Genomic DNA, 26346 nt, shown 5'->3' with positions numbered 1-26346 from the left:
CATTAAACCAGTATAAAATATGAATATAAAAATGATAATGCTTACAATTATTGTATAAAAATAACATTTAATGAATATTAATTATTTTGTTTTAAATGTTATAAAATGGATTTCTTCTTTATGTGTTTAGTATTACTATACAAATTGTTAGTTGTTATTGGTATGAGGTGCTATTTTAAGTTGGAATGTCATTTGGTAAAGAGTAGTTTAGTTTATAACGAACATAAATACGAATATAAAATATACATAAAATGTGATAAAATGTGACATGAAAATAAAAAAAACGACAGTGTTTTGAATTTTTTTTGTATATTATCTTGACAAAGTGATAGGAAATGAATTTTAATAAAGAAGTAAGTTATTGCAGTTTAAAACTATTACATCAAAATAACAGTTGCTTAATTTCAGATTGAAAGAAAGCGGGGGACCCAAATTTGTGCAGACAAGCACTAGGGGTGAATCTTAACTTAATAGTTAAGTAGGGTAACTCACATACCCGAATCCGACAGCTAACCTCGTCAGCATTTTGTGGGAGAGTACATGGAAGGTTTGAAAACCAGAGAGGGCTCTCATGGTTTTTTTTGTACACTTTTTTCGATGATTTTAAAAAAAAGCAGCTGGAGCTCGTTCTATTCTGAAAATTTCAAAAATAATATAAATTAAAAGTAGTTATTCTTTTTGGAATATTCAACTTGTTAATCTTGGTAGTTATTAAATTAATAATATAATTTGTTTATATGAGGGGGTCCATCAATGAAACTATCAACAAAGATTATCATTGCACTAATTATTGGTGCTGTTGTAGGTGTCTTGTTAAATACGTTTTCACCAGGGACGTTTACAACACTAGATAAATATTTATTTACGCCGCTTGGGCAAATCTTTTTAAATCTTATTAAGATGCTTGTTGTACCGATTGTCTTTTTCTCAATTGTACTTGGCGTTGCAGGTTTGGGAGATCCGAAGAAACTTGGCCGCATCGGCGGTAAAACAATTGGTTACTTTTTAATTACGACAACAATTGCTATTACAATTGCTATTATCTTAGCATTTATTATTAAGCCAGGCACAGTTGGAACATTCGACACAGCAAATGCTTCCTTTGAAGCACAAGAAGCACCTCCTGTAGGTGAAACATTACTAAACATGATTCCTACTAACCCAGTTCTAGCAATGACTGAAGGAAACATGCTTCAAATTATCGTATTCTCAATCTTTATTGGATTTGGAATTACGATGTTAGGTAATAAAGCAAAAGGACTATATAACATTATCGATCAAGGTAATGAGCTTATGATGTACCTTGTAAACTTAGTGATGAAGTTTGCTCCATACGGTACGTTTGGTTTAATCGCAACTGCGGTTGGTAGCCAAGGATGGGGAGCGATTAAAGCAATGGGGCTTTACATGTCAGTAGTTGTGCTTGCGCTATTTGTTCACGCTATCTTAACGTACGGTGGATCTATAGCGCTGTTAGCAAAGCGCAACCCAATTGAGTTCTTTAAAGGCTTTGCACCAGCTATGACTGTTGGTTTTAGTACATCAAGCAGTAATGCGACGTTGCCAATTGCAATGAACGTAGCTCAGAAAAATCTTCGTGTACCGGAATCCATCAGTAGTTTTGTTCAGCCATTAGGTGCAACAATTAACATGGATGGAACAGCAATTATGCAAGGGGTAGCAACTGTTTTCATCGCTCAGGTGTACGGAGTAGATTTATCATTCAGTGCACTAATTACAGTTGTTGTAACAGCAGTTCTTGCAAGTATTGGAACAGCGGGTGTTCCAGGTGTTGGACTTATCATGTTAGCGATGGTACTTTCAGCAGTTGGCTTACCAGTAGAAGGTATCGCATTAATCATCGGTATTGACCGCTTGCTTGATATGATTCGTACATCGGTTAACATTACAGGGGATGCTGCGTGTGCAGTAATTGTTGCCGAGTCTGAAGCAAGAAGAGCTGAAAAAGCAGGAGCTTAATGTAATGCATTAACCAGTAGGGGATGACTGGAGAATGACAAACAAAGGATTTCTGATACGATAAAAAGGCTCACTCTTTACGTTTAAACGTAAGGAGTGAGCCTTTTTCTGTTTTAGTGAAAACAATCCTTTTTATTTAGCAAAAACAGTGTCCATATGGCATAGAATCTAATAGAAGTCTGCTGACAAGGAGGAATCGCGATGAATGATAAGTCTTTATCGAACTTGATCAAACCACTGTTAAATGCTTGGTATCCTACGATTTCTCACGGAACGGGAGTTTATTTGTATGACGTGGAAGGCAAAAAATATTTAGATGGATCATCTGGTGCCGTGACGGCAAACGTTGGACATAGTGTTCAAGAGATTATTGATAAAATGAATGACCAAGCAAAAAAAGTTGCGTTTGTCTATCGCTCTCAGTTTACAAGTGAACCTGCTGAAAGCTTAGCAGCACGGCTCTGTGAACTGAGCAATCATCATTTTCAGTTTGTGTTTTTTGTTAATAGCGGGACAGAAGCAACAGAAACCGCAATGAAAATGGCTATTCAGCATTGGCAGGAAAAAGGGAAGCCTCAAAAAATAAAAGTATTATCAAGATGGATGAGTTATCACGGCATTACGATTGGTGCTTTGTCCATGTCAGGGCATGCGGGTAGAAGAAAAAGATTTGTACCTTTACTAGAAGAATACCCTTCTGTTTCACCACCTTATTGCTATCGATGTCCATTTGAAAAAACGTATCCATCCTGTGATTTAGCGTGTGCAAATGAACTCGAAAGAGTCATTAAGCGTACAGGAAGCGAGCAAATTGCTGCTTTTATTACGGAGCCTATCATTGGAGCAGCTGGAGCAGCTATAACGCCACCTGATGGATATTACGAGCGAATTCGAGAGATTTGCGATAAATATGATGTTTTATGGATTGTAGATGAAGTGATGACGGGGATGGGGCGTACAGGAAAGGTCTTTGCTTATGAACATTGGAAAGCCAAGCCGGATCTTTTGACTCTTGGTAAAGGTTTAAGTGCTGGATATACTCCAATTGCAGCAACAGTTGCTACTAAAAGCGTACTAGCGCCCGTATTAAATGGATCTAATCTCATTATGAGTGGGCATACATTAAGTGCAAATCCGCTTTCTTCAGCCGTTGCGTTGGCCGTGCTGGATTATATACAGAATCATTCTTTAATAGAAGCAGTGGAGAGTAAGGGAGCATATTTATATGCGAAGCTTAAGAGCTTGCAACAGCAAGTAAACATTATCGGAGATATACGAGGGAAAGGGTTATTGCTAGGATTAGAGCTTGTTCAAAACCTGAATTCTAAAGCTTCATTTCCTTCATCGTTTGAATTAACGTCTAGGGTTATTCAAAAAGCTCAAGATAAAGGCCTTTTATTATACCCATCTCAAGCTGGAGAAGATGGAGTAGAAGGAGACGGAATTATTATTTCACCTCCATATACTATTACGTCACACGAAATTGATGAGCTGGTGGGATTATTAACTGTGACGATGGTTGAGATTGAAAAAGAATTGGGGGGAGAGGAAGAGAAAAATGAATAATCTTCAAAATAGGTTTCATAAAATGATTAAAAGCACAGATGTTATGAGCTATGTTCAAAATGATATGACAATCATGTTTGGAGGGTTTGGAGGGGTAGGTACAGCTCCTACTGTAATTGAAGAAATTTTAAAAAGTGATGTTAACGGGTTAACGCTTATTTGTAATGATGCAGGTTTCCCAACCATTGGTGTAGGAAAGCTTGTATGTGAACAGCGAATTAAAAAGCTCATTGCTTCGCACATTGGTTCGAATCCGGTTGCTGGTAAACAGATGAACGATGGAATACTAGAAGTAGAATTTTCTCCTCAAGGAACGCTTGTTGAGAGAATTCGAGCAGCCGGAGTGGGCATCGGTGGGGTATTAATTGATGTGGGGATTGAAACTGACGTAATTTGTGTGGGAAAGCAAATGATCACTCTATCAGGCAAAACGTTTTTAGTTGAGACGCCGTTAGAAGCAGATGTATCGATTGTTTACGCTAAGAAAGCAGATGAATTTGGAAACTTGCTGTATGATAAAAGCGCTCGTAATACGAATCCGCTTGTAGCTATGGCTGGAAAAGTAACGATTGCTGAAGTAGAAGAAATTGTCCCATTAGGTGAACTTAATCCTGATTCAATTATGACTCCAGGTGTATTTGTAAACTATATTGTACAGTCAAAAGGGGTGAATTGGAAATGGGTTTGGGAATAGATAATCGTCATCGAATTGCTAAGAGAGCTGCTCAGGAAATTGAAAATGGAATGATTGTAAATCTAGGTATTGGAATTCCATCGCTTATTCCAAACTATGTTCCTTCGGCGATAGCGGTTATGTTTCATGCGGAAAATGGAATTGTTGGAATCGGTCCTTCTCCATTGGAAGGGCAAGAAGATGAAAATGCTTGCAATGCAGCGGGGTATCCTATTACTACGCTTTCAGGGTCTTCCTATTGTGATAGTGCAATTGCTTTTGGAATGATTCGAAAAGGATACGTTGATATGACTATTCTAGGAGCGCTAGAAGTCAGTGAACAAGGGGATTTGGCAAATTGGATTGTACCAGGAAAGCGAGTACCTGGTATGGGAGGAGCGATGGAATTAGCGCAAAAGGTTAAGAAAGTTGTTGTGCTAATGAATCATACCAATAAAAATGGTGAACCAAAGCTTGTGAAAACGTGCTCTTTACCTCTTACTGCTAAGCGCTGCGTGGATTTAATCATTACGGACCGAGCTGTCTTAAAAATAGAGAAAAATCACTTGCTTTTAATAGAAGTAATGTCTCCTTATACTGTGGAAGATGTGCTGCAAGCAACTGATGCAACAGTAGAGCTGAGCGATAGCATCAAAATAATTCCCTAAGGAGGTTGAGATATGACAAATTGGCAAGGGGAAATTCAGAGCTGGTTGACGGAACATAAATATGAAATAGTTCGGTTGTTGCAACGTTTTGTACAGGAAGCAAGCGTCCAAAGAGATGAAAAATATGTTCAGGCGATTGTGATTGAAAAGCTAAGACAGCTTCAGTTAACCATTGACATATGGGAACCGGATATTAAAGAACTGCGTAAAAATGAAGCATTTGTCTCTACTCGAACTAACTTTCAAGATAGTCCTAATGTAGTAGGTACCTTAAAAGGAAGAGGAGGAGGGAAATCTATTCTATTAAACGGTCATATTGACGTGGTACCAGCAGGAGATTTAGCACACTGGAGAGACGAACCGTATAGTGGAATGGTAAGAGACGGTAACGTATATGGACGAGGAAGTACAGATATGAAAGGAGGAAATGTAGCTCTTCTTTTTGCTATTCAAGCGTTACAAGAGCTCGGTATTTTATTAAAAGGTGACGTTATCTTTCAAAGTGTAATTGAAGAAGAAAGTGGAGGAGCGGGTACGCTTGCCTGTGTGTTAAGGGGGTATAAAGCAGATGGAGCAATAATTCCTGAGCCTACAAGCATGAAAATCTTCTCTAAGCAACAAGGTTCGATGTGGTTTCGTTTAACCATACATGGTCGATCTGCTCACGGAGGTACAAGATATGAAGGAGTGAGTGCAATTGAGAAAGCAATGCTTCTTATTGAGCATCTCCAGCAGCTAGAGAAAAATCGCAATGCTCGCATTGTTGATCCGTTGTACAAAAATACGCCCATCCCTGTGCCAATTAACATAGGCACGATAAAAGGCGGATCGTGGCCGTCTTCAGTTGCAGATGAGGTGATAATTGAAGGGAGAATTGGGGTAGCACCTCATGAAAAGATGAAGGATGTGAAGGAAGAAGTAGAAGAATGGTTGAAAAAAATTAGCGTGCAAGATTCTTGGTTTGATTTTCACCCTGTGGATTTAGAGTGGTTTGGAGCGCATTGGCTGCCAAATGAGTTAGATACACAGCACCCCCTTATTTCATCTCTCTCTCAAAGCTATGAGCGAGCAATGGGTCACCCTCCTACTATTGAAGCGTCACCTTGGGGAACGGATGGAGGGATTTTATCTCAGGTTGGTAAGATTCCAACAGTTGTTTTTGGTCCAGGAGTTACGGAAGTTGCTCACTTTCCAAACGAATATATTTCTATTGAATCTGTTATAAAAGCCACTGAAATTATTGCTCTTACTATTATTGATTGGTGTGAAATTGCCGACTGATAAAGGAGGGGAAGCAATTTGATTGAAGTGAATAGACGGGACTTCAGCGCGCTGTGCATACAAGACTCTTTTAATAAAAGACTTCGAATTGAGGATTACCGAGGGAATATTTCTAGCATGATTTACTATATAAAGAGAGAGCTGAATAAGCACCAGTTAGAAAAGGTAATTATAAAGTCTCGCTACGAACAAGTTCAAAGCTGGTTGCAACATGGGTACCGTTTGGAAGCCACCATTCCATCTTATTTTAATGGAAGCACTGCTTACTTAATGACTTTTTATGAAAGCCAAGAGCGACAAGTGCACAATCATTATGCAAAAGAAAATAATCTACTTCAAAAAGTCCAGTTATTACCGCTAAAGTGCCCAGAAACATTGTTGTCACCTTACAAATTAAGGAAAGCTATAAAGAGTGACGCCAAACAGCTAGTAACATTATATAAAACGGTATTTACTATTTATCCATCTCCCTTACATGATCTAGTCTACGTTCAAAGCATGTTAGAAGACGGAACACCTTTCTTTATTGTTGAATATGAAGAAAAAATTGTAAGCGCAGCTGCTGCAGAAATTAATACGCTTTATAATAATGCAGAATTAACAGATTGTGCCACCCTTCCATCTCATCGCTCGCTTGGCTTAATGAAGCATTTGATGGTTGAAATAGAGAGAGAATTGAAAAAGAAGTATGTTTATTGTGTATATACAATAGCTAGAGCGCTTTCATTTGGGGTGAACGCAGCTTTTCATCAGCTTGGCTATGCGTACAGTGGGAGACTTATTAACAATTGTTTGATTTCCACGGCGCTAGAAAATATGAATGTATGGTCAAAGGATTTATCAACCTTAACAAGTGAGTCTTAGGATAAGAAAGTCACATAAAATATAACCATTTACTAGGCGTTCACATATAAAGTAGTAGCACAGTCTAAATTGTAATTAAGGGAGGAGTTTTTGTGTTACATGACTTATATAAGCCGTCACGTCATTGGAAAGACATCGAACTTTGGAAAGATGTACCGGAAGAGAAGTGGAACGATTGGATTTGGCAATTAACCAATACGATTCGAACTCTTGAGGATTTAAAAAAGGTCATTCATTTAACATCCGAAGAAGAAGAGGGTGTTCGAATTGCAACCAAAACGATTCCATTAAATATTACACCTTACTACGCTTGGCTAATGAACCCAGGTGACCCGCGATGTCCAATCCGCATGCAGTCTGTGCCAATTGGCCAAGAAATGCATAAAACGAGATATGATTTAGAAGATCCTTTAGAAGAAGATGAAGATTCACCTGTACCTGGGCTTACACATCGTTATCCGGACCGAGTTTTATTTCTTGTTACTAATCAGTGCTCGATGTACTGTCGTTATTGTACTCGAAGACGATTCTCAGGACAAATTGGAATGGGTGTTCCTAAAAAACAACTGGATATGGCAATTGAATATATTGCTCAAACAAAAGAAGTGCGAGATGTTCTAATATCTGGTGGGGATGGATTGCTAATTAATGATCAAATTTTGGAATATATCTTAAAAAATTTACGCGCTATTCCCCATGTTGAAATCATTCGTATTGGCACAAGGGCACCGGTTGTTTTTCCGCAACGTATTACAGAAAATTTATGCTCCATTTTAAAAAAGTACCATCCAGTCTGGCTCAATACTCACTTTAATACATCAATTGAAATTACAGAAGAAACGAAAAAAGCATGTGAAATGCTTGTAGATGCTGGAGTGCCTGTGGGCAACCAAGCAGTTATCTTATCTGGCATTAACGATAGCGTACCAATTATGAAGAAGTTAATGCATGATTTAGTGAAAATCCGTGTCAGGCCTTATTATATTTATCAATGCGATTTATCAGAAGGAATCGGTCACTTTAGAGCACCTGTATCAAAAGGCCTTGAAATTATTGAAGGGCTAAGAGGACATACGTCTGGCTATGCTGTACCTACCTTTGTAGTAGATGCTCCTGGTGGAGGCGGTAAGATTGCTATTCAACCAAACTATTTAATTAGTCAAAGTGCTGGTAAGGTTGTACTTCGAAATTTTGAAGGGGTCATTACGACTTATCCAGAACCGGAAAACTATGTCCCTAACCGAGCGGATGACTATTTTTATTCAATTTATCCAGACGCGAAGCAAAAGGAATCTTCCATTGGAGTAGCAGGGTTGATGAATGAAACAAACTCAACGCTTATTCCAGAAGGTTTAGGGAGAGTAAACAGGCGTAAGTCGTATGAAGCAGATACAGCACATGCGACCCTAAAAAATAAGCGTGAAAAGCGCGACGAGTTAAAGGAGAAAAAGTTTCAAGCGCAAGCACAAAAAGAAAAAGATTCCACTTCATCTTGAGGAGGCAAATACAATGATGGTAGAATGCGCATGGTGCGGCGAAAGCGCTGGAGAAAAAAGCGTTCATACCGCTTTTTGGGAACTTCCAGATGGAACAAGAGGAATTGAAATCACAGATGTACCTTGTATTAAATGTTCTGCCTGTGGAATGTATTATCAAGAAGAAGAAGTGATTGAAGAAATAGAAACACAGCTGCTGCTTGTAGATACAAAACTGTTGCCAAAGGTTATTTCCTATAAAGAGTTACTAGCAACACCGCGTTTGTTAAAGCGTAATTACTTTAAATTTTAATAAAGAGTTTGGGACATAACAAAATGATTGCTTCTAAAAGGCGAACACTAGCTGTTCCCATCTCTTTGATTTGTCTCAACACGTTCGTTCCATTGCGCTACGGCCACTCGCTTTCCGCGGGGAGGAACCGGAGCTTCCTCGCTGCGCTGCGGGATCTCCGTTTTCCCTCTCTTTCCCGCAGGAGTCGAGTGACCTACGCTCCATTTCACCCTGTTTCCAACATTGTTTTCACAATCAACAAAAAACCTGAACGATTAAAAGTTATGAACTCTCAATCGTTCAGGTATAGTAGAGGCTGAACTACTTATGTCTCAGTCTCTTTATTTTTTATTAGCTTTGTATGTGTACTTGCTGTTCTCGAAATATTTGATACGCATTGGTTAATTTATCAATAATGGGACGTGTTGATGACAAATGCTGCTCATCAATACGTGCGATCGGTAAAATACCAATGGATGTACTCGTGACAAACGCTTCATCAGCTTGTTTAATAAAATCAATTGTCATATGCTGTTCTCGTACTTGAATGCCTTCTTCTTTTGCGCAAGCAAGGACATTGGTTCGAGTAATGCCACATAAAATTTGTTTTGTGGCTGGAGTTGTATATAAAATTTGATCCTTGATGACGAAAACATTGCTGCTAGAACCTTCCGTTATGTATCCGTCTTTTACAAGGATGGCTTCTTTGCATCCTTTAGAGGCAGCTGCTTGCTTTGCAAGGATATTTGGAAGTAAGTTTAATGATTTAATGTAGCAGTTTGCCCAGCGCTCATCTTCTAAAAGTAAAGTGGAAATACCTTTTTCGTAAGCCTCATCAGGCATTTGACGCGGGTGTCTAATCGTCATAGATAGCTCTGCTTTGGTATCTGGAAATAAATGATTACGAGGAGAAATTCCACGCGTTACCTGCATGTAAATATCTGCTTCTTCCAACGTAGACTTTTGTATTCCTTCTTCAATTATTTTCTCCAAATCAGTTCTGCTAAACGGCAGCTCAATTAATAACGCTTTTGCGCTTCGCTCAAGACGATCTAAATGTTGAGAAAGTGCTAGAGGTGTTCCCTTGTATACGCGAATGAATTCATATACACCATCGCCAAATTGATGTCCGCGTTCATCAATAGGAATTACTTTTTCGTTAATATCTCGAAATTGTCCATCATAGTAACCGAGTTCCATTTCTATACACTCCTTCTTTCTCTTATAGTGAAACGTTACCACAAAATTCAGTAAAATGAAATTAGAAAGTATTTGAGTCATATAGACAAAAATCTCACCTCTTGCTAGAAGGTGAGATTTTTTCTTGTTTATGGGAACGTTCGTTTAATGGCTAATGAGAATTTTTCAATTGCCTTCTTTGGCGTAATGAACTGAATGAATAGTTTCGTACCAGTAATGATCCAATCAACAATACGACTACCTAATAGAAGCGTTACTAAAATAGACATGGCTGTTAAAACCATAATGCTCCAAAAGCTAGCATCTAAACTTTTGGCAAATTCGGTAGTGAAAAACCACTTTAAAATAAATCCATGTAAAAGGTAGACATAAAGCGAACGCTGTCCGATGCTAGTTAAAGCAAAAGGACGGGTTGGAATTAAGGCCATAAATGCAAAAGATACAATAAACGCAATGCCATAGTGAGACAAGCGCATTAAAAATTCGCCTACGCTATTGTATGTGTTTGTACCATAAAGCATGTCCGTATAAACGGTTTCATTTAAAAAGTAATAACTTGCTGCTAGTGTTACAACTAAGATAGTGGAAGCAATGACTCGATTTTTAGCTGTTAAAAGATTTTTAAATGGTTCTTCTCTCTGTGACAAGTAATACCCCGTCAAAAAGAATGGGAAGAACACAAACATGCGACTAATACTTAGTATTTTTTCAAATCCATCAATGTTAACAAAACCAATTCCAACACCTAGTAGAATAGAAGCTGTCATGCTGATCCACATTGGGAACTTTGCGAAAAATGGCAGCATTAATTTCCAAAAGATTAAGCTAAGTAAGAACCACATTGCCCATCGCGGTACTAAATACTGTAGTGTGTACGTTTCATTCGTATAAAGGGCACTATAGTAAAAAGTGTAGATGGTTTGAAATGCTAAGTAAGGGATAGCCACTTTGGTAAAGATTTTTTTGTAATATCCTTTTTTATGAAAGTTTTTTGAAAAATAACCAGCTAGTAAGATAAATACTGGCATGTGGAAAATAAAGATAAAGTGATAAATGGATAACATACCTTCGCTATCTGTACGATAAGGTGAAATCATATGTCCAAATACAACTAAAAAAATTAATACAAATTTAGCGTTATCAAAATAAGCATTTCGTGTACTCATAGTATTCATCTTTCCTTATTCTTTGCTGATTTAAACGTGCTTCAGCAATTTTTTATTGTGCTTTCAGTAGCAAATTAAATCATGAAAGTGAAAAATTTGCAATTTATATTTTTACTATAAAAACTGTCGAAACAGCATTTTTGTTACATTTGTGCATCGTTTTTGTCACATTCACTTAAAGTGAAAAACAAAATGCTTGATATGACAACTTGTCTTCTTTACTATACAATGCAACTAGAACATAAATCTGTAACCATAATGTAATGTTTCTCATGTGTCTAGGTCAGAATTCGACGTCATTCACAAGAGACTGTTTAAATGGTAGTCTTATAGCAAATAAAACGTGAGTAAACAACGCATAAAATACAGGGGGAACAACGTATGAAGTCATTTTATCACTACATGATGAAATTTAGGTTAAATCCAAAAAATGATCTAATAGGACAGTTAGCACGATTTGTGTATGAAGACCATAGCTTTCCTAAAACGGCAGATGATTACAATGAGATCAGCTCCTATCTCGAATTAAACGGTGATTATACGATGAGCATGTCTGTTTTTGATGAGGCATGGGAGCTATATGAAATGAATCAGTAAGGTGTTTAAAACAAAGGGCCTCTATACGCTGCGTATAGAGGCCCTTTGTTTTTTTGTGAAAATCAGCGTATTTCAGGCTTGATTGAGGTGATGTTATACTTCCCCTTTTACTATTTTTGCATATACTATTGTAACTTTTCAGTAGGTGTTAGTTTAACAAGGAGGTGCGACGATGGCAGGCAAGAAAAAGCCTAAATACCGCATTGGGGATACAATCGTTGTAACGATCTATGGGACCGTTGGCACCATTACAGATATTAACTTTCTATTATTATTGGTCATGTGTTATGATTTTATTATGACACATTAGGGGGATAAGAAATGGCATTGGCTGCGATTTATTTACGATTATCAAGGAATGAGGAACAATTAGATATTGAGGAAATTTTAACACATCATCGAAATGCTCTTGTCAAACTTGCAAAGCAACATAACTTGACTTATGACGTTTATCAAGAAATTTCTAGTGGTATCAATACTCAAAGAGCTCAATTAACTCAATTGCTAAATAAATTAGATGAATACGATTATCTTTTGGTTATGGATATTGATCGGATTTCCCGTGACAATGCCTATGCAGAACAAATTAAAACCATGCTAATAGCAAATGACATAAAAATTTTGACACCCCAAGGGGCAATTGATCTTACTCAGGAAAGTAATGAGATGTTATATTCGTTCCAGGCAATGTTGGCAAATTTTGAGTATAAGCAAATCAAAAAACGTCTAAGTCGAGGTCGATTAGCTGCTGCAGAACAAGGTAGATGGACAAACAGTAATAAGACACCCTTGGGATATGAAAAGGACAAAAATCAAAGATTGGTCATTGTTGAAGAAGAAGCAAAAATAATTAGGTACATATTCCAAAAGACATTAGAAAGAGTTAGCGCGAATGAAATAGCCAAACAATTAGATACGCTAGGTTGGAGAAGTAGAATTGGAAAAGTCTTAACTTCCTCCCATATATCATCATTAAGAAGAAATGTTGTTTACTATGGTGTAGTTCAAGCATGTAGAAGGGTAAACGGTAGAGTTGTTGATGAGGTTTTCGTTGAAAATGCACACGAACCGATCATTGAAAAGCAACAATGGTTAGATGTGCAAAAAATTCTTGAAGAAAACACAGCAGGAAAATTTTTCAACAAAAAGAAAGCAACACGAAAACTACAAAACCTAATTTATTGTAATTGCTGTGAAAGAAAAAGATATATCCAAATAGATGGAAACGAAACGGATTATATCAAATCTTGTAGTTATAAAATAAGCAATAATACTTGCAGAGATAGGGGACATAAATATCTTCCGGTGGAAGATTATGTGATTAATAAGGTCAAAGAAAAGAAGGTAGACTTTGAAAAGGCAATTCAGAAATTAAAATCTCTTGATACTTCGGATGAAGAAAATAAATTAAAAAATCAAGTCGATTCCTTAGGAAAGCAATTAGAAAAATTTGAAAAGAGACAAAAAAATTTAACAATAATGAGAGCAGACGGCGAAATTAGTAAGAGTGATTTTCTTGTAATGAGTGAGGAGAATGAGAGACAAATTAAACAGGTAAAGCAACAGCTGGAATTAGTGGATATTCAAATAAAAAACTTAAAAAACACTGAAAAAGAACAAAGAAGGTTAGAAAAAATTATTGATGTAATAGATAGGATAGAGATGCTTGACCCAGAGGAGTGTAATGCTTTCCTAAAAACGTTCATTAAAAAAATTTGGTTTTCAACAAATGCGATTGCAAATCATAATACTAAAACAGAGGTTCCTGAAGTAACAATTGAAATTGAGTGGCTATAAACAGCATGCTATGTACTTTTTAGTCTAGCATCAGGTTCACCAATAAAGGCGTATGTGAGTGCCATAGTGATTTGTGCGATTATAAAAAATTTCCATGTTCTAAAATATTGATATAACAACATGTAAGCTACAGGTACCATTGAAAAATCAAAGGGAAAGGCCCTAGGAATAATAGGTAGGAATGCAATTGGATAATCCCAAAAACTATATTGTAAGCCAACTACATCTAATAAGGTTGTTGTTATGATAATTATGGTACCAAATAACAAAATTTCTAAAATAATGTCTCGTTTAACGAGTTTAGACCATATAATCCAAGGCACAACTAAAAACCAACTAATATCCACCATTCCCAAGTTAAAAATTCATTCTTTAGCCAATTATTTAATTCTAAAAGGTACAGTTTATCCTATAATAAACGTAATTCCTTAAAATTTTCAAATATATTATCTATTGTTATCATCCCTTATATTTAAATTAAAAAGTAACAGATATTTTTGAATTCAAACACTTTGAGCTGTCTTTTTAGGATTACCGTTTTTTAGTAATGAATTACCATCATAAATAAAAAAAACCCACGATAGAAGTTCTTCTAACACGGGTTTTCGACTCTTTTCAAATGAATCAGAAATATTTTAAAAACAATGAAATTTTTTAAATCTAGATTTAAGATAGAACAATAAAAACAGGATACATCAACTCATAATAATGGAGAGAGCAGGCGAGAACCCTGTTCAACAATGCGCTCGGTCAGGGATCGTTGCAACAAGTCTTCAATTCTTAATGGTACAGAATGAGTAAGATCCCTCTCGAACTGCTCTGTGAGTTCCCTTGCCACATCAGCACTGTACACGACTTGACACACTTCATAATTCAGGCGAAAACTTCTCATATCATAGTTTGCTGCGCCTACTTCTGCGATTTCCTCATCAATGGTCATCAGTTTCGCATGTAACATTCCTTTATCGTACTGGTAGATTTGGACCCCTGCTTCTATAAGTTCCCCGTAATAGGTACGACTTGCAAAGCCCACGATTTTTTGATCAATCTGGCGAGGAACAAGTAATCTTACGCGTACACCACGAGCCACAGCTGTCTTTAATGCCATAATAATATCTGTTTCTGGTATAAAGTATGGCGTTGTTATATCAATGGTTTTGGTCGCTTGTGTTATACATATAAAGTAAGCTTGACGAATAACTGGGGTAGGAATTCCAGGGTTTCCTTCCAACGTATGGATGTATGCTTTTTGCAATTCTCCTGTCTTTGTTCGGGTATTGTCTGTTTTACCTTCTATAGGCCATAACTCAGATCCTAATTCGGCAGACCATCTTGAAAGATCTATGCTGCCGGTTGGATTGATTTCCTTTGATTTATATTTTGGGATTTTAGTGGGCTTTTTCGTATCCTCAGAGTTTGGACTATTTGGGGTCACCATGTAGATGTTTTACAACTAGAGGCAACGGTCTCAAAAAGGGATCATTGCCTTTTGCTTTGGGCTGCTTCCAAACCATTCTTTACATTAATTAAGCCATTACCGAACTCGTTATCAGTTCCAGGGATACCTAAATCATAAGTAGAATTCTTAATAATTTCTATTACTTCTTGGTTAGTTAAATTAGGGTTTGCAGAAAGCAAAAGACCTGCTAGTCCTGCTACATGTGGTGAAGCCATAGAAGTGCCTGAAAGGGCAGCATACTGCTGGTTAAAATAGGTGCTCGGAATTTGAACTCCGGGAGCTGAAACATCAATATAATCTCCATAATTTGAGAAAAAGGCACGTTGTCCTGTGTAACTTACGGCAGCGACACTTAGAACATTAGGAAAAGCAGCTGGATAGCTCGGTTGCATAGTATTTTCATTTCCTGCTGCAGCAATCAAGACAACATTTTTATTGTATGCATAATCGATTGCCTCTTTTAAAAGTGAAGAATGCTGATAATTGCCTAAACTCATATTAATGATATCTGCTCCATGATCCACTGCCCAAAAAATCCCTTTTGCTATATCAAAGGTCGTCCCATACCCTTTGGCACCCATTGCTTTTATAGGCATTATTTTGTTATACCAGGTGACACCAGCAAGGCCTTCATGGTTGTTTGTTTCCGATGCAATGATTCCTGATACATGGGTACCATGCCCGTTGTCATCATCAGGGAAATTATTATTCAACAGTACATTATAACCATTTGTTAATCGTCTTCTCAAATCAGGATGGTCCAGATCAACGCCAGTGTTTATAACAGCAATAATAATATGTTCATCCCCTTTTGTGATATCCCAGCCTGCTTCTGCTTGAATTGCCGATAAGTTCCATTGGTATTGTTCTTTATACAGCAAATCATTAGGAAGTCCAATTTGATTTTGCAGATAAAGATAATTGGGTTCAGCAAATTCAACAATAGCCTGTCTGTTAAAATATTCAATAAGTTCCTTGGTCGAAAGCTCATTAGAACGAAAAACAATCGTAGTATTTAGATTTTTAATGATATTGCCATTTATCTCCTGTGCCATTCTTTCTAATTCCTCTGTTGGTAGAAGAGTCTTGAATGTAACGTTTACTTCTTTCTTAATATAATGACTCTCAGTTTTTTCATTGTGTTTAATTAGAAAAACGGAAGGATCATTTCTTAATTGATTCTTTATGGTTTGACCCATGGAAAGGCTGTTTATTTGAAGAACATTTTTTTCGTTTTCAACATTTTGGACACTGGTTGTAGGTGGATTGTTTTTGACAGCAACAGTTTTATTTCTGTGATTCTCATTGTTTCTTGTATTTGGTACTAAGAATAATAACCCTATAAATAAAAGAATAAGAATGGAAACAGTAACCATTAAGGACCTTGGTATTTTTGACATGAGACACCTCTATATAATTTTATTATTAGCTTGTTTTGTGGCATGAATTTTAATTAAAGGGATAAGTGGAAAAATAAAAAAGTGCTTTCGTTAAGAAAGGAGTAAAAAAAACATCAAAATTATAATCAAATGTCTTATTATCATCCTCGAATCTTGATACAAAGAGGAGTTTGGGACATAACAAAATGATTGCTTCTAAGAGACGAACACTAGCTGTTCCAATCTCTTTGGTTTGTCTGAACACGTTCGTTCCATTGCGCTACGGTCACTCGCTTTCCGCGGGGAGGAACCTGAGCTTCCTCGCTGCGCTGCGGGATCTCCGTTTTCCCTCTCTTTCCCGCAGGAGTCGAGTGTCCTACGCTCCATTCCACCCTGTTTCCAACATTGTTTTCACAATCAACAAAAAACCTGAACGATTAAAAGTGAGAAACTCTCAATCGTTCAGGTTTATCATTGGCTGGATTACTTATGTCCCAGCCTCTAACTTATTCATCATTATTATCGGGGTCATTTACATCATTAGGATCTTCAATAGGTTCTTCAGTATCAGTGTTTACATTATTTTCATCAATATTATCTGTATCTGCTGCGTCTTCAGGATCTTCAATAGGTTCTTCAGTATCAGTGTTTACATTATTTTCATCAATATTATCTGTATCTGCTGCGTCTTCAGGATCTTCAATTGGTTCTTCTGTACCTGGACTTACATCTACTTCTGGTGGTGGATTATTATCCTCATCTCCATTATTACACCCCAATAACGGGAAGATAGAAAGAAATACTACTGTTAATAGTCTTAACCACTTAAGATTCATTTTTACCGCCCTTTCCATTGTGATTTCTAAATTATTTTCTCCGCTTATTCTTTTTTTATTCTACCGATGATATGTCCAGGGTGGCGTGTTCTTTAAAACTAGTCCTCATTCCCTGCATATTTTTGACCATTGTGTGGCAATATACCCAAGTGATTAACAACAATGTTAACAAGGAGGATAAATAATGCAACAAATGCAGACGGGTATGGTTAATCAACAAGCACAAGCTTTAATGACGGAACCGCCTAAAATAATGTCAACAAAGGATCATCTGTATGTAAAGGATATGTTAAGCTGGAATCTACTCGCGATGAAGAAAATGCACTTTTTTGCTCAACAATGTCAAAATCCGGATGTGAAAGCAGCACTTGAACAAGCTGGACAAATGCACGATCGACACTATCAACAGCTGCTTCAACAGATGCAACAGTATTTAACTCAACCTTCACAAAATATGAATCAATAAGGAGGATACTATAGTGGAAAAAAATACTCCAAACGGGATTAAGAATCTTGAAACACCAGTTCCTAAGACGCCGCAAATGAATGATAGAGATTTTCTAAACGATGCCTTAAATACGGAAAAATATATAACTTCCTCATACTCGATTGCATTGAAAGAAGCAAGCCATGAGTCATTGTATCGTACGATTGCATCTGTTTCCCAAGAAACGCAAGACTGTCAGCGCAATCTATATAACTTAATGTTTAAAAACGGATGGTACGGTTTGGAAAAAGAAACTCCACAAAATATTCAACAATCGGTTCAGCAATTTTCTAACTACATGGAAAGTCAAGATCCATATAGAGGCAATGTAATACAATAAAGTAGAAATTCAAACAACAATAATTATGCGAGACAAAAGGTTGGTTGGATGTTAACCAACCTGTCTCTTCTTTAGAACATTCCTACAAACAAGTATTCAAAGTATAAAAGTACTCAAATCCTACCTTATAAATATTAAATAAAGGTTGTGTTAATAATGAATCAAGAAAATAAAATTGCAAATGAGCTTCAGAAAATGTTGATTGAAAATCTAATCCCTGTTTCCGTCCAGGAAGATATTAATGTACTCTCTGAAAAATTAGCCAATGGAGATATTACACTTGGTGAATTAGAAAATAAAGATCAGTTTGTAGTAGAGGTTATTCAGAAAGCAAAAAACAGAATCGGATAAAATAGGGAAACTTTGTAATATTATCTATCATGGTCTATACATAATTGCCTCATTTTCTTGAAATTTTATTGCTGTATAAATACATGTTTTTGGGCAGAAATTTTGAGGGGATCGACAAAACGTGGTTATTATACGCTAATACTTTTTCTGGAGGTTAAACACTTACCTTACTCCCTGGAGGAAAAAATCAAGGTATCATTAAATGTACATATGGAAATTTATAGGGCTTGAAACAGTTTGGGACAAAAATTTGTCCTTTTTTATATGCATTTTTTTCATCAAATTTCTTTTTAGACGACCATCCTTTTGGTTTCACCATAAGCGTTAAATACTCCCCACCTTTAAGCAGATGGGGAGTATTTGACGCTTACGTAATAAGTATACGTTTGGAATACGAAGGAATTGTTTAGATAGACATTTTCTTATGAGCGGTGAGACATTCTAAATAATTTTGTAATTAGTTTGTTTTGTCAAAGGAATTTTAACGTTGGAAATGAATTGAAACATAAGAGGTTCGTTTTACATTTTTTCTATTTAACCCCAATACCTTCCATAATTAACCAAATTTTAATTTATCCTATTCCAGATTCTGTCTAGATCCAAGGCAACATATATTTTTTTACCATGAATTTCCTTATGTATTATAGGATTGGAAAAATACTGATTTAAATTTTTATTAAATTGCTTATACCTATATAAGTTTTACTTAATAATCCGTCATATGAACACCGGCTATTCTTTTTAAAATTTGCTCAGATGCCCCCTCCAAAAAAGCTAGAAAAGAAGAAACAGACTCTTGAATAGCTGCTTTGTTAGGATGGAATCGATTTTGGATGACGGTTTCTTTCAGCCATTTCCAAATCCGTTCAACGGGGTTCAAATTGGGCGAGTACTTCGGCAGAAAGAAACGAATGAGTCGATCCTCATGCTGTTCAAAAAAGGGCTGTAACTCTTTTGCATCATGAATACGAGCACGATCCAACACCATAATGATGACTTTATTTGGGTAATAGTCGAGCACATACTTCATAAAGGAATGAAAAGCTGGGGCTTTACAATTGTCAGCTACTTGGCAGAGAAAGTCGCTATTTAAGACATTGACAGCTCCAAATAGACTAACAGCTGCATGGTGCCCAAAAGTAGAGACTTGTTTTTGTTTCCCTTTTTGAAACCATGTGGATCGTAAAGCTTGATAGGCGTGGATTCGACTTTCATCTTCATAAAGTAAAATCATATCGCCCGAGAGGTTTTTTTTACCATCTCCATGTTTTGCAGGAATTGCTTTTGTTCGTTTTGATCCGCCTTTGCTAAGGTATAAGTAGGTCTAGTGTAACTCAATCCCATGCCCGTCAACATTCGATAAATGCCACTTCGACTCATGGTGACTGAAAATTTTTCGTAGATGACATGTTGAATCACACGTGTATCCCAGTTAGCGTCAATCCCAAATCCTTCTTTTTCCGGTGTACTTTCTAAGATCATGCGTCGAAGTTCTTCTTTTTCTTCTTGGGTTAAATAAGCAGGTTTACCGGTAGAATACTGACGGGTGACTAAACCATCCATCCCATATTGATTAAAGGTTTTGACATAGATAGACACGGTTTCACGGTGAAGATTCAAAAGCTGAGATACTTCTTTTCCTGTATAGCGTTCCATGATGAGCCGAATCGTCATGACGCGTTGTCTCATTTTCACGTTTTGAATGGTTTTTTCGTATTGACGTAAGTCAGCAGGTGTCCATCCATGGTCATTTGTAATACGTAGAACTTTCATCATCCATCTACTCCCTTATGATTATCTTAGGAACAGTATGGACGCATTTTTTTAAAAATAAGCACGTCGGAAATTAAAATCAAACTTATATAGCTCGTGGTTTTGGTCCTGAAATAGTTTCAAGATAGTCCTTATACATACTCCGTCTACCTCTTTTTTATTATTTATAAAAAAAATACAAACTGCATCAATACTCCATTTCTAAATAAAAAAGCATACCAGTCCATGCTTCTCAAAATCAAAAGGAAAATTCCCCTCGAATTGTAAAACAATTGTACTTTAATCAGTTTTTTTAAAAGTTCAACTGTCCAATTTACACTATCCTTCCTCCCTTGATTTTTTCTTGTCAAGAGTATTTTTTCCTAAAATATTATAAATATATTATTCGATTTGAATGAATAAAAATCTCTATCTTCAGACATTCTAAGAAAGGTTCCAAAGAAAAATATAGGAGGTGATATTCATGACAGTTATTAATGACGTTAAGACAGCTCTAGCGGGATTGAAAAGTGCGCAGGCTAGCTTTGAAACTTTTGCTCTCAGTACAGAGAATCAACAAGCAAAGCAACTTTACCAAGATGCCGCTAACCAAACTCAATCCGTTGTAGACAGCATTGAGCCACGTGTTCAAGAAATTGAACAAGAAGAACCTCAATACAAACAACAATAATTAATAAGGCAAAAAAAAGGTTGGTTAAGTTTTTACCAACCTTTTTTAGACCCTTCAATATTGGATAAAAAACAGAGGTGAATTCATGTTGAAGCAGATGGGGCGATTGCAGAAGATTTTGATCTTCTTCATGCCGATTTATGGCTAAAACAGGATTCCTATGAAAAGGCGCATAAAGTTCTTTTTGAAGAAGCCTGTCAAAAAGCCATGGAAAAAGGGGGAATCCAAAAGGAACAGGTTCAGTTCATCCTCGCAGGAGACCTAATCAACCAGATTACCCCGACTAGTTTCGCAAGCCGAACGATTGGAGCTCCTTATTTTGGTTTGTTTGGTGCTTGTTCTACCTCTATGGAAGGATTGGCTCTAGGCGCCTATATTATTAATACAAAAGGAGCTAAATATTTGTTAACAAGAGCTTCTAGTCATGATACTGCTGTTGAAAAACAATTTCGTTATCCAACTGAATATGGCGGGCAAAAGTCCCCTACTGCACAATGGACCGTTACAGGTGCTGGCGCAGCATTATTAAGTGACTCCGGAGAGGGGCCGCGTGTGACTTCTGCCACAATAGGACGTGTTATTGATATGGGACTGACCGATCCTTTTAATATGGGAGGAGCAATGGCACCAGCTGCGGTTGATACCATTGGAGCACACTTAACGGAACGAAACATTGATTCAACTTATTATGATTTAATCGTAACCGGAGACCTTGGTCAAATTGGACAAGAAGCGTCATTGGATTTATTTAAAAAGCATGGAACCCCTATTAGTAAAGAACAATACCAAGATTGCGGTCTCATGATCTATCGAGAGGGGCAACCAGTCCTCGCAGGAGGAAGTGGCGCGGGGTGTTCAGCAACAGTAGTGTATGGTCATTTATTAAATCGCATGAAAAAAGGTGAATTTAAAAGAATGTTAGTAGTGGCTACAGGCGCTTTATTATCACCCCTATCCTTCCAGCAAAACGAAACCATACCTTGTATCGCCCATGCGGTCTCGATTGAATATGGGGGTGGACTATAAAATGATTTATTTTTGGGCTTTTGTTGTTGATGGTTTGATTTGTGTAATCGGGCAAATTATGTTTGACGTATTTAAACTGACACCGGGACATACCTTAAGTACCCTTGTAGTGGTCGGTGCCATTTTAGATGGGGTAGGTTTATATGAACCCTTAATTGATTTTGCTGGGGCTGGAGCTACCGTACCCATTACAAGCTTTGGGAATGCACTTGTACATGGTGCCATGCAAGAAGCTGAACAACACGGCTTAGTTGGCATTCTTACAGGGGTGTTCGAAGTAACAAGTGCCGGTATTTCAGCTGCCATTATATTCGGTATGTTAGGGTCGTTGATTTTTAAACCAAAAGGATAAGGAGAATACTGAATGACTATTGCATCAAATGTAAAGCTGTCTCTTGCCTGTCTTAAAGGCGTAGAAGCCGATTTATCTAGTTTAGCACTCCGCACCGAGGATACCGAATCGAAGCGTTCGTTACATGAAATGATTATGATTGTGCATGAAGTTGTGACGGATTTAAAAAAACGCGTTGGAGAAATAGAACGAGAGGAATTGCAGTATAAAGGATTTTAAGATAGGAGGGTCTATTAATGCCTCTTTGGCTAAATGTTGTCTCACGAGTTATTGTGTTTATGATTGTTCTGTTTTTTATCACAAAATTTCTAGGCAAAAAGCAACTATCCCAACTTTCCTTCTTCGAATATGTAACAGGTATTACAATGGGAGGAATTGCAGCAATCGTTATCCTTGAAGTAAGACATAGTATCATTATAGGAGGATTAGCCATTCTAGTTATGGCAGCTATACCATATATAGTTGGTCTTATTGCTTTAAAAAGTAAAAAATTCCGTGATTTTATAGAAGGGAAACCAACTGTCTTTATTAAAGATGGAAAAATTATGGAAGATAACTTAAAAAAGGAAAGATACACAACAGATGAATTACTAGAATTACTCCGAAAAAAGGATGTTTACCAGGTTTCTGATGTAGAATTCGCGATATTAGAAGCAACCGGTGATTTTTCTGTCATGTTGAAAAAAGAAAATCAACCTTTAACAGCAAAGGATGTAAACTTATCGCTTGCATCAATCAAGGAGCCTCAAACCGTCATTATGGATGGCGAAGTATTGGATGAACCACTTTCGACAATTGGACGAAGTCGAGCTTGGTTACATATCGAATTGGAAAAACTGGGGGTAACGATTGAAAATGTTTTTCTTGGACAGGTAAATTCTTATGGAGAGTTAACGGTTGATCTATTTGACGATAAATTACAAGTGGCATCTCCTCAAGAAAGAGCTTTAATTCTTTCGAGCATGAAAAAATGTCAAGCGGATTTAGAGATGTTTGCTCTTGGAACAGAAGTAAAGGAAGCAAAGGAAATGTTTACTAAAAATAGTGAAAAATTACAAGAAGCCATTGATAAAGTATTTCCAATTTTAAAAGGATAATCGTTTTATTTCATTGTGATGTACCTTTTTCGATTTTGGTCGTAATAATAGATGGATGTTTGGAAATAGACGTAAAAATAGAGGCATGATGCTTACAATTTGCCTAATAAAAATTTTAGATCTTAAATTTTTGATTCATTGCATCTACATTTAAATGAGGATAAATAAAACCCTTAGTCCCAATTTTGGACTAAGGGAGAACTTTCTTTACGAGGTGTTCAAAGTGTTCTTTTTTTAGTTAAATCAATTTTTATATATATTGTGATTAATGGAGCCGTGAAAATTTTAGGGAAATCGGCAATTGCACAGCTTACCCCTGACGATTTTGGGGCCATTCTTCAAGAATTACAGAACGATCAACTCATTCCCAATCTTAGCCTACTTCTGAAATATAATGCTTGTACATATAATAAGGTAAACAAATGATAAAAGGTGATTTATATTTTTCAAAAAGTAGCAGCTATTCTTATAGGCAGTTTACTAATAAGCATTGGAATAAACGGTTTTTTAGTTCCCCATCATTTATTAGATGGAGGGGTTACAGGAATTGCTCTTATACTACATTATTACTTTAGTTTTCCAACAGGTTTAGCAATGTTCCTTTTAAGCATTCCTCTAAGTATATATGCATGGATCTATGAACGAACATTCTTTTATAATAGCTTTCTAGGTTTGATTGTTTCTTCTATACTCATTGATTGGTTAGCGCCTTTAAGAAATCAATTTTCGCTTCCTACTTTTACGAGTTCGTTATTAGGAGGAGTATTCATTGGTATAGGGGTGGGAATCATGCTTCGATATAAGGCAAGTACTGGAGGAACAGACCTGTTAGCTCAATTTATTTCAGAATCTTTTTCTGTAAATATAGGGATTTTTATTTTGATGATTGATGGCCTTATCGTAATAGCAGCGTTTAATACGTTAGGACTAAAAGTATTTCTTTTTTCTTGCTTAACTATATGTATCGTAGGAATAATTACTTCATTGATCGCTAGACCATCGAATATAACTATTTGAAATAACTGTAGCTTTAAGCGAAAAAAAGGTGTTTGGATGGAGTCTCTTTCACCCCTCTAAGAAACCAATCCATAGAATAACACACTTTAAATCTACATTTGAGACAAATGCCTAGTTCTTGGGGCATAAGCGGAACATCGAAGAACATAATAGAGGGATTTTTTTGAAAGTGATATCCATATCATAAAAGTATATAATCCCTGGCCAAATCGCATGGTATTAATCTGGAAAACAATGTAAGTTTTGCTTTAAAAAGTGTTCTTTCAAATTGAAATACAACCGTTTCGCCCCTGACACAAAGCAAATGGAGCGTTTACAAGCCAGTATTAGTAGATGAAAATGATACTTTTATTAGCTCTTAGTTTTATGATTAATTGATGACTAAAAAACCTGAAAATCAAATCCCTAGATCTTCAGGTTTTTTTGTTATTCTTTTTTTTCATCTTCAATAACTTTAAAAGCTTTGTCATCTTTTTTCTCTTCGCTATCTAATCCAATGCTCTTATAGTACTCAGAACATTTAACGTTGATTCTTATAACATGTGTTAGGTAACGGTGGAGATATGGGGGTGCTCATATTCTACTTCGATTTCCTTCCTGGTCCGAATATCTGTTCTTGGTAGTGCTACGAAATTTTTGTAAAATTCCTGTTTGGGTATTTCTAAATTAAAAGCCATTTGGATAAGTTCAATTATCAAGTTCTTCTACTGTGTCATTTTCCTGACCTAGTATTTCTATTCCCCTATCAAAGTTAGAGGACAACTCACCTATCTTCCTCACATCAGATTCAACTTCTTCTTTACAAGGTTGTGATTCTCTATATAACAGTTTATACTGATCATACAGGTTTTGAGCTTTCTGATAGTGATCAAAGTCTTCTTTTAAATCTGCCTGTAATTTTCCTTTTAATTCGTTATATGATTCTTCCCATTCCTCCAAACTTTTTAGATCAAATTGTTTTGAAAACCTCGGTTTCATTCTTTCCCAATCGGAATAAGTATCATTGCACCAATCTAATAACTTTTCAAGATATTGTTTTTGTTCTTTTTCCATTCATATCCCTCACTTAGTTAAATTTATTTTTAATATTCTTTCAAAAAATTAATAAAGCATTTTGGGCAGTATCTCCGATTAAGACGAAACCAATCGTTTGGTACCACAAAAGTTGACTTTTCCAGGAATAATATTCAAAACAAATGCACATCTCTATGTTTTCCTTCAAATAAATAACTCCCCATTATAATTTCATCTTCGTGAAGACCTTTAGCCTATATTACGTACGATTTTTGTCCTAGGTGTAGGCGTTTTCGTTATAATTTCTTTTTTTGGGCTAAATTACCAAAAGTAACATTTGCTTGGAGACAACATACATTTAGGTAGATGCCTCTCTTTTTATAACAAACAGGCAAGATATTAAATCTGATAATAAGAAGAGGCTGGGACAAAACCCTCCTCTGAACCGAAAAAGCCGGTGAAATTTTACGACGAGTAAAATTTCACCGGCTTTGTTTATTTTTACATTAAAATAAGGACCACTTCTGATAAAATAAAGTTACCATACAAAATCTTATCGGAAAGAAGGGTCCTTATGTTTAAAGATTATAACATGAATCAAGTGGTTTTGCCTTTAGATTTAGAAATAAAATTACAAGAAAATGATATTGCCTTCGCCGTTCACCATCTCGTTGAACATATTCCAGATGAAGCCTTTGCCGGCTTCTTACAGAAAACGGGGTGTCCTGCTTACCATCCACGCATGATGATGAAAATCATTTTATGTGCCTACACACAGTCAGTTTTTTCAGGAAGAAAAATTGAAGCGCTTCTCAAAGATCGTATACGTATGATGTGGCTAGCTCAAGGTTACGAACCGAGCTATCGGACAATCAATCGATTTCGTGTTCACCCAGAAGGTCAATATACACTTGCTTACGATGTCTTTTCAAATCCAACGGACACACGAACACTTTGTCCGTTTCTTGACGCAATTGAACATCACT

At 36.5% G+C, this 26346-nt stretch carries 28 protein-coding genes, 2 pseudogenes and 1 riboswitch; of the genes and pseudogenes, 21 read left to right on the top strand and 9 right to left on the bottom strand.

Annotation, left to right across the window (positions count from 1 at the left end; all coding sequences use genetic code 11):
* The first annotated feature begins 385 nt into the window (after positions 1–385).
* A riboswitch (cyclic di-AMP (ydaO/yuaA leader) is annotated at positions 386–540 on the top strand.
* Positions 541–753: 213 nt separating this feature from the next.
* From A2U94_RS10310 to A2U94_RS10275, 8 genes are all read left to right on the top strand, one after another.
* Complete coding sequence (locus A2U94_RS10310) at positions 754–1980, top strand: dicarboxylate/amino acid:cation symporter (protein ID WP_025910008.1); 1227 nt, start codon at positions 754–756, stop codon at positions 1978–1980.
* Between the two features lie 201 nt (positions 1981–2181).
* Entirely contained in the window at positions 2182–3546 is a 1365-nt protein-coding gene (locus tag A2U94_RS10305) for an aspartate aminotransferase family protein (RefSeq protein ID WP_025910009.1), read from the top strand.
* On the top strand, positions 3539–4240 hold the full coding sequence (locus tag A2U94_RS10300; RefSeq protein ID WP_025910010.1) for a CoA transferase subunit A: 702 nt from the start codon (positions 3539–3541) through the stop codon (positions 4238–4240). The genes A2U94_RS10305 and A2U94_RS10300 overlap by 8 nt, the downstream gene beginning before the upstream one ends.
* Positions 4225–4887, top strand: a complete 663-nt coding sequence (locus tag A2U94_RS10295) for a 3-oxoacid CoA-transferase subunit B (protein ID WP_025910011.1) — start codon at positions 4225–4227, stop codon at positions 4885–4887. Before A2U94_RS10300 ends, A2U94_RS10295 begins: the two co-directional genes overlap by 16 nt.
* Before the next feature lie 12 nt (positions 4888–4899).
* On the top strand, positions 4900–6168 hold the full coding sequence (locus A2U94_RS10290) for a peptidase (RefSeq protein WP_025910012.1): 1269 nt from the start codon (positions 4900–4902) through the stop codon (positions 6166–6168).
* Between the two features lie 27 nt (positions 6169–6195).
* Complete coding sequence (gene ablB / locus A2U94_RS10285) at positions 6196–7032, top strand: putative beta-lysine N-acetyltransferase (RefSeq protein ID WP_035320758.1); 837 nt, start codon at positions 6196–6198, stop codon at positions 7030–7032.
* A gap of 92 nt (positions 7033–7124) precedes the next feature.
* Positions 7125–8528, top strand: a complete 1404-nt coding sequence (gene kamA, locus A2U94_RS10280) for a lysine 2,3-aminomutase (protein WP_025910014.1) — start codon at positions 7125–7127, stop codon at positions 8526–8528.
* Between the two features lie 16 nt (positions 8529–8544).
* Positions 8545–8820 carry a YokU family protein gene (locus A2U94_RS10275; RefSeq protein ID WP_025910015.1) on the top strand — a complete coding sequence of 92 codons (276 nt, stop codon included), beginning with the start codon at positions 8545–8547 and terminating at the stop codon, positions 8818–8820.
* Positions 8821–9150: 330 nt separating this feature from the next.
* Here A2U94_RS10275 and dat read toward each other — a convergent pair whose 3' ends face one another.
* Both dat and A2U94_RS10265 read right to left on the bottom strand, forming a co-directional pair.
* Positions 9151–9999 carry a D-amino-acid transaminase gene (gene dat, locus A2U94_RS10270; protein WP_025910016.1) on the bottom strand — a complete coding sequence of 283 codons (849 nt, stop codon included), beginning with the start codon at positions 9997–9999 and terminating at the stop codon, positions 9151–9153.
* 128 nt (positions 10000–10127) lie between these two features.
* Positions 10128–11165, bottom strand: coding sequence for an acyltransferase family protein (locus tag A2U94_RS10265; RefSeq protein WP_025910017.1), 1038 nt, complete (start codon positions 11163–11165; stop codon positions 10128–10130).
* Between the two features lie 381 nt (positions 11166–11546).
* On the opposite strand from A2U94_RS10265, the gene A2U94_RS10260 reads away from it, so the two are divergent.
* The 3 genes from A2U94_RS10260 to A2U94_RS10255 all read left to right on the top strand — a co-directional run bounded on the left by A2U94_RS10260 (position 11547) and on the right by A2U94_RS10255 (position 13559).
* Positions 11547–11762 carry a YozE family protein gene (locus tag A2U94_RS10260; protein WP_025910018.1) on the top strand — a complete coding sequence of 72 codons (216 nt, stop codon included), beginning with the start codon at positions 11547–11549 and terminating at the stop codon, positions 11760–11762.
* Between the two features lie 172 nt (positions 11763–11934).
* Positions 11935–12072, top strand: a complete 138-nt coding sequence (locus A2U94_RS21505; protein ID WP_175384188.1) for a YodN-related protein — start codon at positions 11935–11937, stop codon at positions 12070–12072.
* An 11-nt stretch (positions 12073–12083) separates the two neighbouring features.
* Positions 12084–13559 (top strand): recombinase family protein, encoded by a 1476-nt coding sequence (locus A2U94_RS10255; protein ID WP_025910019.1) that lies wholly within the window; start codon positions 12084–12086, stop codon positions 13557–13559.
* An 8-nt stretch (positions 13560–13567) separates the two neighbouring features.
* Here the strand turns inward: A2U94_RS10255 and A2U94_RS10250 are convergent, their stop codons facing one another.
* The 4 genes and pseudogenes from A2U94_RS10250 to A2U94_RS10235 form a co-directional block, all read right to left on the bottom strand.
* On the bottom strand, positions 13568–13909 hold the full coding sequence (locus A2U94_RS10250) for a CBO0543 family protein (protein WP_281999035.1): 342 nt from the start codon (positions 13907–13909) through the stop codon (positions 13568–13570).
* 350 nt (positions 13910–14259) lie between these two features.
* A pseudogene (locus A2U94_RS10245) lies at positions 14260–14904 on the bottom strand (phospholipase D-like domain-containing protein); the annotation flags it as partial.
* 134 nt (positions 14905–15038) lie between these two features.
* Complete coding sequence (locus A2U94_RS10240; RefSeq protein ID WP_035320762.1) at positions 15039–16418, bottom strand: S8 family peptidase; 1380 nt, start codon at positions 16416–16418, stop codon at positions 15039–15041.
* A 485-nt stretch (positions 16419–16903) separates the two neighbouring features.
* The gene (locus A2U94_RS10235; RefSeq protein WP_062954519.1) at positions 16904–17233 is read right to left on the bottom strand and encodes a hypothetical protein; all 330 of its coding nucleotides are present in this window, start codon (positions 17231–17233) and stop codon (positions 16904–16906) included.
* Between the two features lie 184 nt (positions 17234–17417).
* Here A2U94_RS10235 and A2U94_RS10230 point away from each other — a divergent pair, with 184 nt between their 5' ends.
* The 3 genes from A2U94_RS10230 to A2U94_RS10220 all read left to right on the top strand — a co-directional run bounded on the left by A2U94_RS10230 (position 17418) and on the right by A2U94_RS10220 (position 18411).
* Positions 17418–17699 (top strand): hypothetical protein, encoded by a 282-nt coding sequence (locus tag A2U94_RS10230; protein WP_025910021.1) that lies wholly within the window; start codon positions 17418–17420, stop codon positions 17697–17699.
* A 13-nt stretch (positions 17700–17712) separates the two neighbouring features.
* Entirely contained in the window at positions 17713–18060 is a 348-nt protein-coding gene (locus tag A2U94_RS10225) for a spore coat protein (protein WP_025910022.1), read from the top strand.
* A gap of 156 nt (positions 18061–18216) precedes the next feature.
* Positions 18217–18411, top strand: a complete 195-nt coding sequence (locus A2U94_RS10220; protein ID WP_025910023.1) for a hypothetical protein — start codon at positions 18217–18219, stop codon at positions 18409–18411.
* A 706-nt stretch (positions 18412–19117) separates the two neighbouring features.
* Here the strand turns inward: A2U94_RS10220 and A2U94_RS10215 are convergent.
* Positions 19118–19645, bottom strand: a complete 528-nt coding sequence (locus A2U94_RS10215; RefSeq protein WP_025910024.1) for an IS630 family transposase — start codon at positions 19643–19645, stop codon at positions 19118–19120.
* Entirely contained in the window at positions 19642–20187 is a 546-nt protein-coding gene (locus A2U94_RS10210) for a helix-turn-helix domain-containing protein (RefSeq protein ID WP_226372929.1), read from the bottom strand. Before A2U94_RS10210 ends, A2U94_RS10215 begins: the two co-directional genes overlap by 4 nt.
* 460 nt (positions 20188–20647) lie before the next feature.
* Here A2U94_RS10210 and A2U94_RS10200 point away from each other — a divergent pair, with 460 nt between their 5' ends.
* From A2U94_RS10200 to A2U94_RS10175, 6 genes and pseudogenes are all read left to right on the top strand, one after another.
* Positions 20648–20854, top strand: a complete 207-nt coding sequence (locus A2U94_RS10200; protein ID WP_025910027.1) for a DUF1657 domain-containing protein — start codon at positions 20648–20650, stop codon at positions 20852–20854.
* A 90-nt stretch (positions 20855–20944) separates the two neighbouring features.
* Positions 20945–21880: pseudogene (gene spoVAD, locus A2U94_RS10195) on the top strand (stage V sporulation protein AD); the annotation flags it as partial.
* Between the two features lies 1 nt (position 21881).
* Positions 21882–22232 (top strand): stage V sporulation protein AE, encoded by a 351-nt coding sequence (gene spoVAE, locus A2U94_RS10190; RefSeq protein ID WP_025910029.1) that lies wholly within the window; start codon positions 21882–21884, stop codon positions 22230–22232.
* A 12-nt stretch (positions 22233–22244) separates the two neighbouring features.
* Entirely contained in the window at positions 22245–22451 is a 207-nt protein-coding gene (locus A2U94_RS10185; RefSeq protein ID WP_025910030.1) for a DUF1657 domain-containing protein, read from the top strand.
* A gap of 17 nt (positions 22452–22468) precedes the next feature.
* Entirely contained in the window at positions 22469–23329 is an 861-nt protein-coding gene (locus A2U94_RS10180) for a DUF421 domain-containing protein (RefSeq protein ID WP_025910031.1), read from the top strand.
* A 432-nt stretch (positions 23330–23761) separates the two neighbouring features.
* Positions 23762–24346, top strand: coding sequence for a YitT family protein (locus A2U94_RS10175; protein WP_231882753.1), 585 nt, complete (start codon positions 23762–23764; stop codon positions 24344–24346).
* Positions 24347–25033: 687 nt separating this feature from the next.
* On the opposite strand, the gene A2U94_RS10170 is transcribed toward A2U94_RS10175, so the two are convergent.
* The gene (locus tag A2U94_RS10170; protein WP_025910033.1) at positions 25034–25399 is read right to left on the bottom strand and encodes a hypothetical protein; all 366 of its coding nucleotides are present in this window, start codon (positions 25397–25399) and stop codon (positions 25034–25036) included.
* 535 nt (positions 25400–25934) lie between these two features.
* On the opposite strand from A2U94_RS10170, the gene A2U94_RS10165 reads away from it, so the two are divergent.
* Positions 25935–26346 (top strand): transposase (locus tag A2U94_RS10165; RefSeq protein WP_231882752.1); only part of this gene is annotated, 412 nt, incomplete at its 3' end.

Origin of the sequence: Bacillus sp. VT 712 (assembly GCF_001614195.1) — a bacterium.
In the GTDB taxonomy this organism is placed as follows: Bacteria; Bacillota; Bacilli; order Bacillales; family Bacillaceae_H; genus Priestia; species Priestia flexa.
Note: the sequence above shows the minus strand (reverse complement) of the source record. Positions and strands in the feature narration are given on the sequence as shown.

Bases quoted from the DNA above. Each gene is read 5' to 3' on its own strand.
- A2U94_RS10310 (WP_025910008.1), top strand. From the start codon at position 754: ATGAAACTATCAACAAAGATTATCATTGCACTAATTATTGGTGCTGTT.
- A2U94_RS10305 (WP_025910009.1), top strand. From the start codon at position 2,182: ATGAATGATAAGTCTTTATCGAACTTGATCAAACCACTGTTAAATGCT.
- A2U94_RS10300 (WP_025910010.1), top strand. From the start codon at position 3,539: ATGAATAATCTTCAAAATAGGTTTCATAAAATGATTAAAAGCACAGAT.
- A2U94_RS10295 (WP_025910011.1), top strand. From the start codon at position 4,225: ATGGGTTTGGGAATAGATAATCGTCATCGAATTGCTAAGAGAGCTGCT.
- A2U94_RS10290 (WP_025910012.1), top strand. From the start codon at position 4,900: ATGACAAATTGGCAAGGGGAAATTCAGAGCTGGTTGACGGAACATAAA.
- A2U94_RS10275 (WP_025910015.1), top strand. From the start codon at position 8,545: ATGGTAGAATGCGCATGGTGCGGCGAAAGCGCTGGAGAAAAAAGCGTT.
- dat (WP_025910016.1), bottom strand. From the start codon at position 9,999: ATGGAACTCGGTTACTATGATGGACAATTTCGAGATATTAACGAAAAA.
- A2U94_RS10265 (WP_025910017.1), bottom strand. From the start codon at position 11,165: ATGAGTACACGAAATGCTTATTTTGATAACGCTAAATTTGTATTAATT.
- A2U94_RS10260 (WP_025910018.1), top strand. From the start codon at position 11,547: ATGAAGTCATTTTATCACTACATGATGAAATTTAGGTTAAATCCAAAA.
- A2U94_RS21505 (WP_175384188.1), top strand. From the start codon at position 11,935: ATGGCAGGCAAGAAAAAGCCTAAATACCGCATTGGGGATACAATCGTT.
- A2U94_RS10255 (WP_025910019.1), top strand. From the start codon at position 12,084: ATGGCATTGGCTGCGATTTATTTACGATTATCAAGGAATGAGGAACAA.
- A2U94_RS10250 (WP_281999035.1), bottom strand. From the start codon at position 13,909: ATGGTGGATATTAGTTGGTTTTTAGTTGTGCCTTGGATTATATGGTCT.
- A2U94_RS10240 (WP_035320762.1), bottom strand. From the start codon at position 16,418: ATGTCAAAAATACCAAGGTCCTTAATGGTTACTGTTTCCATTCTTATT.
- A2U94_RS10235 (WP_062954519.1), bottom strand. From the start codon at position 17,233: ATGAATCTTAAGTGGTTAAGACTATTAACAGTAGTATTTCTTTCTATC.
- A2U94_RS10230 (WP_025910021.1), top strand. From the start codon at position 17,418: ATGCAACAAATGCAGACGGGTATGGTTAATCAACAAGCACAAGCTTTA.
- A2U94_RS10220 (WP_025910023.1), top strand. From the start codon at position 18,217: ATGAATCAAGAAAATAAAATTGCAAATGAGCTTCAGAAAATGTTGATT.
- A2U94_RS10215 (WP_025910024.1), bottom strand. From the start codon at position 19,645: ATGATTTTACTTTATGAAGATGAAAGTCGAATCCACGCCTATCAAGCT.
- A2U94_RS10210 (WP_226372929.1), bottom strand. From the start codon at position 20,187: ATGATGAAAGTTCTACGTATTACAAATGACCATGGATGGACACCTGCT.
- A2U94_RS10200 (WP_025910027.1), top strand. From the start codon at position 20,648: ATGACAGTTATTAATGACGTTAAGACAGCTCTAGCGGGATTGAAAAGT.
- spoVAE (WP_025910029.1), top strand. From the start codon at position 21,882: ATGATTTATTTTTGGGCTTTTGTTGTTGATGGTTTGATTTGTGTAATC.
- A2U94_RS10185 (WP_025910030.1), top strand. From the start codon at position 22,245: ATGACTATTGCATCAAATGTAAAGCTGTCTCTTGCCTGTCTTAAAGGC.
- A2U94_RS10180 (WP_025910031.1), top strand. From the start codon at position 22,469: ATGCCTCTTTGGCTAAATGTTGTCTCACGAGTTATTGTGTTTATGATT.
- A2U94_RS10170 (WP_025910033.1), bottom strand. From the start codon at position 25,399: ATGGAAAAAGAACAAAAACAATATCTTGAAAAGTTATTAGATTGGTGC.